We start from the raw sequence: 10909 nt of genomic DNA, 5'->3' as shown, positions 1-10909 counted from the left end.
CATCTGGTCGGCGCCCCCTGCCCCGCTCAGCGTGTCCTTGCCCGCGCCGCCCTCGAGCAGATCGTCGCCCGCCGCGCCCTTCAAGGTGTTGTTCATGCCGTTGCCGCCCAGGCGGGCACCAGCGTCCGTCTGGATGGAGCCGTTCTCCACGTTGGCCGTCAAGGTGTAGTCGCTCAGGGAGCTGTAGACCGTGTCGGTGCCGCCGGCGGATGTGTTCGCCACCGTCTCGACCACCATGTCGTCCACGTTGTCCACGTAGTAGCGGTCCGAACCTTTGCCGCCCAGCAAGCTGTCGGCGCCGCCCCCACCGTACAGGCCGTCTGCCCCGCCACCGCCTTCGAGCGTGTCGTTGCCAGCTTTGCCCTTCAAGGTGTTGCTCAAGCCGTTCCCGGCCAGGCGGGCACCAGCGTCCGTCTCGATGGAGCCGTTCTCCACGTTGGCTGTCAAGGTGTAGTCGCTCAGGGAGCTGTAGACCGTGTCGGTGCCGCCGACGGATGGGTTCGCCACCGTCTCTACCACCATGTCGTCCACGTTGTCCACGTAGTAACGGTCCCAGCCGTTGCCGCCTTCCATCAAGTCGGCACCGGCTCTGCCGTACAGTCCGTCCGCACCGCCCAGGCCTTGCAGATAGTCCGAACCGTCCGAGCCCTGCAACTGGTTGTTGCCCCCGTCGCCGACGACCACCATCGCGTCCTCGACCACGAAGTAATAGTCGGATGACCGCAGCCAACCGGACTCGCCGGAGATGTCGATGTGAAAGGACGCCCAGTCCGCGGCGTCGGCGGTGAATGTGACGCCGGCCAGCGCAGCGTTGAGCGCCGCCGCTTCGCCCGAGATCTGGATGCCATCGCTGTCGGCATCCTCATCCACCAGGCCGTTGATCGTGCCGCCGCTGGGTGTCAGGTTGAGGAACTTGGTCCCGCCGTCAGGATCGACGATGCCGAAGTCGGCCAGCGCCCAGGCGATGCCGGCGCCAACCGTCACATCGTGACCGGGAATGCCGAAAAAGTCCGGGGTGTCGACGTTGGCGACAGTGTTGACCTCGGTGAGGGCCTGCACCGTGGCGGCGCCACCCGTGCCCTGGCTGCCGGTGTTGCCGTCGCTGAACAGCCAGCCGATGGTGATGCTGGGGTCCGGCGCCTGGCTGTTGACGATGTAGGTCAGGTTGTGCACCACATCGTCCAGGATGGCCTGGGTGGTGCCGGCGTTGAAGCTCAGCTTCAGGCGGCCGGGGGTGGCGCTGTCGTAAGTCCCGATCACGACGTCATCCCATTCGAGCTGGCCGCAGCCGCACATGCCCAGCAAGCCGGTCGTGCCGAAGGCGTCGTCCGCGTCCGGCCCGCCGACCCGCTGCAGCACCAGGGTGGCGCCGCCGTAGTCGCCGTCGCCGCCGTTGCGTGCCGACAGTTCGGGATCAATGATGCGGCCAAGGGGCGCCATCACCGTGCCAGCGCCATCGTCCTCCTCTGCGACGACAGGAACGGAAAAATCGGTGCCAGCCCCCAGCTGTCCATCCACTGCTGTGCCATCCGCTTCGAAGCCGGCCAGGACAATCTTGTCTTGTTCAAGGTTCCATCCGGCGAACAGCAGTTTGCCGTCCTCCCGGACGATCATGTCGGTGCCAAACCAGGTGCCGTTGCTGGTGAACAGGCCGGCGTTGCCGAAGCCGGTGTCAAACAAACCGCCGTCATCGAGCCGGACAGCCTGGGTTTGCCCACTGTCATAGTTTCCGCCGCTGAGCACGATGCTGCCGTCTGGCTGCAGGCTCATGCTGTCCAGACTCATGAAGCCGATGGCGACGCTGGCAATGCCCGCCGCGCCGAAATCCTCGTCCAGCGAGCCGTCTTCGTTGTAGCGCAAGACCACCAATCCGCCATCCCCGCTCAAGACGATACCGGCCACCAGGATCTTGCCATCCGGCTGGATCACGACGTGGCAAGCACGGGCCCGTATGCCCTCGCCCAGGTCGGGTTCCATCATGCCGCCGTCGCCAAAGTCCTCGTCCAGGCTGCCATCGCTGTTGTAGCGTGCAATGCCGATCGTTGCCGATTCTCCGGGAAAAGACGTAACCACGGCCACGATCTTGCCGTCCGCCTGGACCGCAATGTTCACCATCTGGCCTGAGAAGGCAGCGGCGTGCACCATGCGACCACCGTCGCCGAAATCCGTGTCCAGCGAGCCATCGCTGAGGTAGCGCGCCAGCGCGAACCCATGCGCCTCGCCTGCGTAGACCTCGCCGGCCACCAGGATGCTGCCGTCGTCCTGCAGGACCAGGGAACGGCCCTCCTCATAGGTCCAACCGGAAAACCCTGGCGCCACGACGCCAGCGTCGCCGAAGTCCGCGTCGAGCGTGCCATCGGCCTGCAGGCGCCAGAGGCTCAACTCCCATGCACCGGTGGGCCTGGACGCCCCCATCAACACGATCTTGCCGTCGGCCTGGACCTGCACGTCCCGGACATCAGAGACGTGGCCCGGGTTCAGTTGGGCGATGCCGGCTGTGCCGAAACCCGTGTCCAGGTTGCCGTCGGCGTTGAAGCGAAGCGCGACGATTCGATCGTTGAAGCGGTTTGCCACCACGATCTTGCCATCGGTCTGCTGGGTGACCACCACTCTGTTAGTTACATCAAAGCCCGGGTCCTGCAGGACGTTGCCGATGGCACTGCCCAGCACCGGGGCGGTATTGATGCCGGTGGGCAGGCTGGCCGTGAAGTTGTAGGAGGCGGTGGTCGTCGAAGTGTCATCCTCCACCTTGATCTCGATCGAGGCCGCGCCGCCGCCGGTGGCAGTGAAGGTCGCATGCGACAAGGCCTCGTTGAGGGTGTACGCATCGCCGACAAGCTGGATGCCGGAAGTCCAGGGGTCCACGTCGATCAGGCCGCCAATGCTGCCGTTGTGCGCCAGCAGCGTTACATCCAGTGAACCTGAATCGCTGTCGCTGACGCTGAAATCGTCCAGCGCGACTTCCTGGCCGGCGATGACGGGGGTGGTGGCCGAAGGCAGGCCGGCTATCGCGGGCACATCGTCGACCACGGTGGCCTCGACATAAACCTCGCCTTGCACCGCCCCACTCTGGCCATCGGTGAAGACCCAGGCGATGGCGCCGGAGGTGTCGGAGTCCGCATGGGTGCTGGCATAGGTCAGCAACTGGACCGTGGTGTCCAGGCGCGCCTGGCTGGTGTAGGCATTGAAACCCAGTGTCAGCACACCGCCGGTGAGGTCGACGGTGCCGATCTCCGTGCCGTCCAGCACCATCTGACCGTCCACGAAAGACAAGCCGCCGCTGGCACCGAAAACATCGTCAGCCGAGGCCCCGTCGCTTCTGACAAGGGTGAGCATGGTGTCGCCGTAATTGCCCGCGCCGCCGTCCAAGGCTAGCTGCTGCGCCAGGTCCGCGTCCACGATGCGCAGTCCGGGCGCCAACAGCACGGGCGGGCCGTTGTCGGCGTAGCTGACCCGGTCAAACAGTTCTTCGTTCTGGCCGAAAGCCTGGTCAACGCTGCCATCGGCATTGATGCTCGCCAGCGCCGCGTAGCCGAAACTGCTGCCGGTGACCAGCAGCTTGCCATCCTCTCCCACCGGCGTGACCGCGGCGCCGATGTCCATGGGCACATCGGTGTATGTGGCCACGCCATCGCCATCGAACGAGCTGTCCAGGCTGCCGTCGGTATTGAGGCGGGCCAGGAACACCACGCCAGGATCGCCCTCGCCGGTCACCACGATCTTGTCGCCCTGCAGGGTCACGCCGCCCGCAATGTCATCACCCGCAACATCCAGCCTGACAGCGCCATTGCTGCCGAAATCCGTGTCCAGGCTGCCGTCGCTGCCCTTGAGGCGCACCACCAGGATGTCCGCTCCGTCTTCCCCAATGCAGGTACCGGTCAGCACGATCTTGCCGTCGGCCTGCAGCACCATGCCGGTGAGCGAATCGGCAAGCGTGTATGTCGTCACCGTCATCAGGCCGTTGCTGCCAAATGAGCTGTCCGCCTCACCGCTGGCCAGGAAGCGCGCCACCCCATAGCGCAGCGAGGAGCCGTCGGCGACCCAGCCCGCCACCAGCAAACAGCCGTTGGCTTGCACGGCCGCGCAGACGCCGAGTGCAAGGGCCCCTGCCTGCACAAAGCTGAAGCCCGGCGTTGCGCAGGCGCTGTTGTAGCTGGTGTCCAGCGCACCGTTGCCGTTCAGGACGATGGCCATCAGGGAAGAACCATCCGAGCTGGCGATCAGGATCCGGCCGCCCGGCTGGATCGCCAGGCCAGCACCCTCCAGCGGGACTGCAGGGTCGGTCTCGAACTTGCCGCCGGTTCCGAACGAGGTGTCCAGGCTGCCGTCAGCATTGAAACGGACCACGCCGACATGCGGAGCGTGGAAGTCTCCCACCATCCCCGAGAGCACGATCTTGCCGTCGGCCTGCAAGGCCATGCCGCCGACGTCGCCGAAACCGTCGAAGTCCACATAGGAAGACCCACCGCCCGGGCCGAAGCTCTCGTCGATGCTCCCGTCCGCGTTGAAGCGGGTCAGCATGAAGTCGCCAGCGGCGGCACCGGAGCTGGAGGCCACCAGGATCTTGCCGTCGTCCAATGCCAGGACAAAGCGACCGGACTCCGTGACTGACGTATCGGATGGGAGCACGACCTGCATGCCGGTGGCGTTGTGGAACACCGGCGTGGAAATGGCCTCCAGGTCGTAGTGCGCAGTGCTGAGCTCGGAACCGTCGAAGACCGTCACGTCGATGCCGGCGTCGCCGTCAGCCAAAGCGGTGAACCGCAGGTTTGCCAGCGCGGCATTGACTGTGGCGGCATCGCCGCTGAACTGGATGCCGTCGGTCCCCTCATCATCGTCCGTGATGCCGCTGAGCTGGCCATTGATCGCCGTGAGCGACAGGTTCAACTGGTCGCCATCGAGGTCCTCGATGCTGATGGCGTCGATGGCAACGGCCTGGCCGACTTCGATGTAGGTGGGGTCGGTCGGCCCGCCGGAGATTGTCGTCAGGTCATTGATCGCGGTGATCGCGACCGTGGTCGTGGCCGAGCCGGTGCTGCCCGTGCCGTCGTTGAGTTGCCAGCTGATCACCGCGGCCGCCGGTGGCGCGTTGCTGATGTTTTCGTAGGTCAGCTGGCTGACGACCGCGTCCAACACTGCCTGCGTGACATTGCTGTTGAAGGACAGCACCAATTGGCCGGGGACGCCGAAATCGGCCCAGCCGACGTAGGTGCCCTCCCACCGGAGGTGGGCGCCGCCGACGGCGCCCTCGAAATCAATCGTGCCGCTCGCGCCGAAATAATCGTCCGCGTTGGCGCCGCCCGCGCGCTCCAGCGTCAGGATCGTGCCGTCATAGTTGCCGAGATAGTTGCCATAGCCGTCGTCCAGCGTCGCCAGGTCGTCATCGACAACCTGCAGGCCGGGCGCCAGCACGATGGGGGGGTCGCCCTCGGTGAAATCTGCGCTGCTGTTCGCGTTGAAAAAAGGCGATGCCATGGGGTTCCCCGTGAGAAATTTCACGAAGCCTAAGGCAATTCAACTGTTTTGTGACAAAAAGTTTTCATTTTCCGCCCTCTGTTTGGGGGAGGAGCTGCCGGCACTCAAAGGCGGCTGTGCGCTTGCGAGGCCGCGATCAACTTGTCCAGGCGCGCGGCCTGCGTGGTTTCGCGCTTGGCGCTGAGCACCCGCCAGAGCATCTGGTGGCGGTAGCCCGGCGGCTGGGCCTGGAAGAAGGCCCAGGCCTCCTTGTGTTTGCGGAACACCGCCGCCAGCGCCGGCGGCAGCTCGGTCAGGCGCTCGGCCTGCTCGAAGGAATAGATGCGCGATTTGGCCTCGCTGCGGGCGGCAAAAGCCTTGCGGCCAGCCGCCTTCATGCGCCCGGCCTGCTCCAGCGCAGCCACCTTGGCGATGTTGATGGCGCTCCAGACCGAGCCCGGCTTGCGTGGTGTGAAACGTATCTGGTAGCTGGTCGCGTCGATGCGCTTGCGCACGCCATCGATCCAGCCCACGCACAAGGCCTCATCGACTGATTCGCTCCAGCTCATGCTGGGGCGGCCCGAATCCTTCTTGTGGAAGCCGACCACCAGCTCGGTGGCCGTCTTCGCATTCTTCGTCAGCCAGGCGCGAAACTGCGCCGGCGTCTCGAAGAAGCGAGCCGGCTTGAGCGCCGACGGGCCACCCCTAGGCGCGAAGGCCCCCTCGGGGGGCAGCGAGCCACACGCAGTGGGCGAGCGTGGGGGCACTGATCACCCGACCCACTTGCGCGCGTTGCGCCAGATCCGCATCCAGGGACTCAATTCGCTGCGCTCGCCGCTGGTCCAGCTCATTTGCGCGTTGCGGAAGACCCGCTCGGCGTGCGGCATCATGGCCGTGAAGCGGCCGTCGGCCGTGGTCACCGCCGTCAGGCCGCCGGGGCTGCCATTGGGGTTGAGCGGATAGGCCTCGGTGGCCTGGCCGTGGTGGTCGGTGTAGCGCATGGCGGCGATCACCTTGGCCTGGTCACCGCGCTGGGCGAAGTTGGCATAGCCCTCGCCGTGCGCCACCGCGATCGGCAGGCGGCTGCCGGCCATGCCGGCAAAGAACAGGCTGGGCGACTCCAGCACCTCCACCTGCGACAGCCGGGCCTCGTAGCGCTCGCTGCGGTTGGTGGTGAAGCGCGGCCAGGCATCGGCACCGGGAATGATGTCGGCCAGTTCGGCCAGCATCTGGCAGCCGTTGCACACGCCCAGAGCGAAGGTGTCGTCGCGGCCGAAGAAGGCCTGGAACTGCGCCGACAGCTGGTCGTTGAAGGTGATGCTGCGGGCCCAGCCTATGCCGGCGCCCAGGGTGTCGCCGTAGCTGAAGCCCCCGCAGGCGACAAAGCCCTTGAAGTCCTCCAGCCTGGCGCGGCCCGATTGCAGATCGGTCATGTGGACGTCGTAGGCCTCGAAACCGGCTTCGCTGAAGCACCAGGCCATCTCCACATGGGAGTTGACGCCCTGCTCGCGCAGGATGGCGACGCGCGGCTTGCTCAGGTTCAGGAAAGGCGCAGCCACGTCCTCCTTGGGGTCGAACGTGGTGTGGACCTGCAGGCCCGGGTCGGTCGGGTCGCCGGCAGCGGCGTGTTCGGCATCGGCGCCGGCCGGGTTGTCGCGCTGCTGGCAGATCTTCCAGCTGACGGCGTCCCAGACCTGGTGCAAGTCGGCCAGGTTGGCGCTGAAGACGGCCTTGGTGTCGCGCCAGACCTGCAGTTCGCCCTTGCCCGCATCGATGGTCGAAGACTGCGGCCGGGTGCTGCCGACGAAATGGCTGTGCCTGGACAGGCCGTGCTCGCGCAAGACCTGCATCACCGCGCTGCGGTCCTCGCTGCGCACCTGCAACAGCACGCCCAGTTCCTCATTGAACAAGGCCTTGAGCGTCAGCTCCTCGCGGCGGACGCTGACCTGGCCGGCCCAGTTCTTGGCGTCGCCATGCTCGGCCCGGCTGTCGGCGATGCCGTCGCCCTCGGTCACCAGCATGTCCACGTTCAAGGCCACGCCGACCTTGCCGGCAAAAGCCATCTCGCAGGCCGCGGCAAACAGGCCGCCGTCGCTGCGGTCGTGGTAGGCCAGGATCTTGCCCTGTGCGCGCAGCGCGTTGACGGCGTTGACCAGTTGCACCAGGTCCTTGGCATCGTCCAGGTCGGGCACGCTGTCGCCGGTCTGGCCCAGCACTTGCGCCAGCATGCTGCCGCCCATGCGGTTCTGGCCCTTGCCCAGGTCGATCAGCAACAAGGCGCTGTCCTGCGTGGCATCGAGCTGCGGCGTCAGCGTGGGCCGCACGTCGGCCAGGGTGGCAAAGGCGGTGACGATCAGGCTGACCGGGGACACCACCTTGCGGTTGTTGTCGCCGTCCTTCCACTGCGTGCGCATGGACAGACTGTCCTTGCCCACGGGAATCGAGATGCCCAGGGCCGGGCACAGCGCCATGCCGACGGCGCGCACGGTCTCGTACAGGGCAGCGTCCTCGCCAGGCTCACCGCAGGCCGCCATCCAGTTGGCCGAGAGCTTGACCCGCGGCAGCTCGAAGGGCGCTGCCAGCAGGTTGGTGATGGCCTCGGCCACCGCCATCCGGCCCGAGGCCGGGGCGTCGATGGCCGCCAGCGGCGTGCGCTCGCCCATGGCCATGGCCTCACCGGCAAAACCCGCGTAGTCGGCCAGGGTGACGGCGCAGTCGGCCACCGGCACCTGCCAGGGGCCGACCATCTGGTCGCGGTGCGTCAGGCCGCCCACGGTGCGGTCGCCGATGGTGATGAGAAAGCGCTTGGAAGCCACCGTGGGGTGGCTCAGCACCTGGATGGCGATGTCCTGCAGCTTGACGCCGTTGAGATCCAGCGGCTGGAACTGGCGGACCACGGTCTGGACGTCGCGGTGCATCTTGGGCGGCTTGCCCAGGAGCACATTCATGGGCATGTCCACCGGCTGCAGCTTGGCGCCCTCGTCGGCCAGCACCAGATGGCGCTCCTCGGTGGCGACACCGACCACGGCAAAGGGGCAGCGCTCGCGCTCGCAAAAGCCCTGGAACTGCGCCAGCGATTGCGGCGCGATGGCCATGACATAGCGCTCCTGGCTCTCGTTGGACCAGATTTCGCGCGGCGACAGGCCGGACTCTTCCAGCGGCACCTTGCGCAGATCGAAGCGGGCACCGCGGCCGGCGTCGTTGGTCAGCTCAGGGAAGGCATTGGACAGGCCGCCGGCGCCCACGTCGTGGATGGCCAGGATGGGATTGGCCGCGCCCAGTTGCCAGCAGTGGTTGATGACCTCCTGCGCACGGCGCTCGATCTCAGGGTTGCCGCGTTGCACCGAATCGAAGTCCAGGTCGATGGCGTTGGCCCCCGTGGCCATGGAACTGGCCGCGCTGCCGCCCATGCCAATGCGCATGCCGGGGCCGCCCAGCTGCACCAGCAGGGTGCCGGCCGGGAACTCGATTTTCTGGGTCTGGCCGGCCTCGATGCTGCCCAGACCGCCGGCGATCATGATGGGCTTGTGGTAGCCGCGCTCGATGCCGCCGGCGCTTTGCTCGTACTCGCGGAAGTAGCCCAACAGGTTGGGCCGGCCGAACTCGTTGTTGAAGGCCGCGCCGCCCAGCGGGCCCTCGGTCATGATCTGCAAGGGGCTGGCGATGTGCCCGGGCTTGCCGCCAGCCTGGTCGGACCAGCCGCCCCAGAGCTTGGAGACGGTGAAGCCGGTCAGGCCGGCCTTGGGCTTGGAGCCGCGGCCGGTCGCGCCCTCGTCGCGGATCTCGCCGCCGGCGCCGGTGGAGGCGCCCGGGAAGGGCGAGATCGCCGTGGGGTGGTTGTGGGTCTCCACCTTCATCAGCACATGGTGTGTTTCGCTATGTTTTTGATAGCTATCCACGCCCAATTTACGGGGGGTAGAGGCCGATCTGGCTGCGAAAGCGGCAACCGGCGAGCCTTCCATGACGGAGGCGTTGTCCGAATAGGCCACCACCGTGTGCTGCGGCGCCAGCGCATGGGTGTTGCGGATCATGCCGAACATGCTCTTGTCCTGCGCCGCGCCGTCGATGGTGAACTGGGCGTTGAAGATCTTGTGCCGGCAGTGTTCGCTGTTGGCCTGGGCGAACATCATCAGTTCGACGTCGGTCGGGTTGCGCGCCAGGCCGGTGAAGGCGGCCACCAGGTAGTCGATCTCGTCCTCGGCCAGCGCCAGGCCCCATTGGGCATTGGCCTGCTCCAGCGCCGAGCGCCCGCCGCCCAGCACGTCGACCGACTCCATGGCCGCGGCCGGCAGCTCGGTGAACAGGCCCTGGGCCTGCTGGCGGCTGAACATGGCGCTCTCGGTCATGCGGTCGTGCAGCAGGGCCGCCACGGCCTGCAGCTGGGCGCCGTCCAGCGCGGCCTTGCCCAACAGGCCGGCCTTGAGCTGGATGTGGTACTCGGTGATGCGCTCGACCCGACGGATGGCGATGCCGCAGTTGTGGGCGATGTCCGTGGCCTTGGAGGCCCAGGGCGAGACCGTGCCAAAGCGCGGCGTGACCACGATCAGCGGCCCGCCGGCGGGGCCCTGGAAAGGCTCGCCATAGGTCAGCAGCGCGGCCAGGCGCTGCTTTTCGGCGACGTCGGGGGCATGGTCGGCGCCGACCAGGTGCACGAAGCGGGCCGTCAGGCCGCTGATCTTGCCGTCGATGGCCTGCAGGCGGGGGAGAAGTTGCTGGACGCGGAACTCGCTGAGGGCATTGCCGCCCTCGAATTCGGTGGTGTGCAGGGTCACTGGTAGGCCTGTATGGGGTCGGGAAATCCTGGGCCGGCGGGCCGCTGACTGGGGCTCGCCGTGGAGTTTTGATTTTACCTGCGGGGGATTTCGCCCTCTGGGATAATTGGGCCATGAGCATCACGTACAAAGACGCCGCCGAGATCAAAGGCATGCGCGAGGCCTGCCGCCTGGCCTCTGAAGTCCTGGACTACATCACGCCGCACATCAAGCCCGGGATCACCACCAAGGAGATCGACCGGCTGGCCGCGCAGTGCATGGCCCAGCAGGGCACGGTCTCGGCCACCCTGGGCTACCAGCCGGGCGGCTACCCGCCCTACCCGGCCTCGCTGTGCACCTCGGTCAACCATGTGGTCTGCCACGGCATTCCCAACGACAAGCCGCTGAAAAAGGGTGACATCGTCAATGTCGACGTCACCGTCATCAAGGACGGCTGGTTCGGCGACAACAGCCGCATGTACCTGATCGGCGAGGTCTCCATCGCCGCCCGGCGCCTGGTCAACCTGACCTACGACGCCATGTGGCACGGCATCGTGCAGGTGCGCCCGGGCGTGCGCCTGGGTGACATCGGCCACGCCATCCAGAAGTTCGCCGAGAGCAACGGCTTCTCGGTGGTGCGCGAGTTCTGCGGTCACGGCATCGGCCGCAACTTCCACGAGGAGCCGCAGGTGCTGCACTACGGC

3 protein-coding genes and 1 pseudogene are annotated in these 10909 nt (G+C 66.7%); 1 reads left to right on the top strand and 3 read right to left on the bottom strand.

The features are described 5' to 3' along the window. From Q0632_RS00020 to purL, 3 genes and pseudogenes are all read right to left on the bottom strand, one after another. A pseudogene (locus Q0632_RS00020) lies at positions 1-5475 on the bottom strand (hypothetical protein); the annotation flags it as partial. A 104-nt stretch (positions 5476-5579) separates the two neighbouring features. After that, positions 5580-6221, bottom strand: coding sequence for a YdeI family protein (locus Q0632_RS00015; protein ID WP_298923042.1), 642 nt, complete (start codon positions 6219-6221; stop codon positions 5580-5582). A 3-nt stretch (positions 6222-6224) separates the two neighbouring features. Continuing rightward, a complete protein-coding gene (gene purL / locus Q0632_RS00010; protein ID WP_298923040.1) occupies positions 6225-10226 on the bottom strand; it encodes a phosphoribosylformylglycinamidine synthase in 4002 nt (1333 codons plus the stop codon). Between the two features lie 113 nt (positions 10227-10339). Here purL and map point away from each other — a divergent pair. Continuing rightward, a partial coding sequence (gene map, locus Q0632_RS00005) for a type I methionyl aminopeptidase (RefSeq protein WP_298923016.1) occupies positions 10340-10909 on the top strand: 570 nt, incomplete at its 3' end.

Origin of the sequence: uncultured Ramlibacter sp. (assembly GCF_936925435.1) — a bacterium.
Classification (GTDB): domain Bacteria; phylum Pseudomonadota; class Gammaproteobacteria; order Burkholderiales; family Burkholderiaceae_C; genus Ramlibacter.
This window is presented reverse-complemented; position numbering and strand designations above follow the sequence as displayed.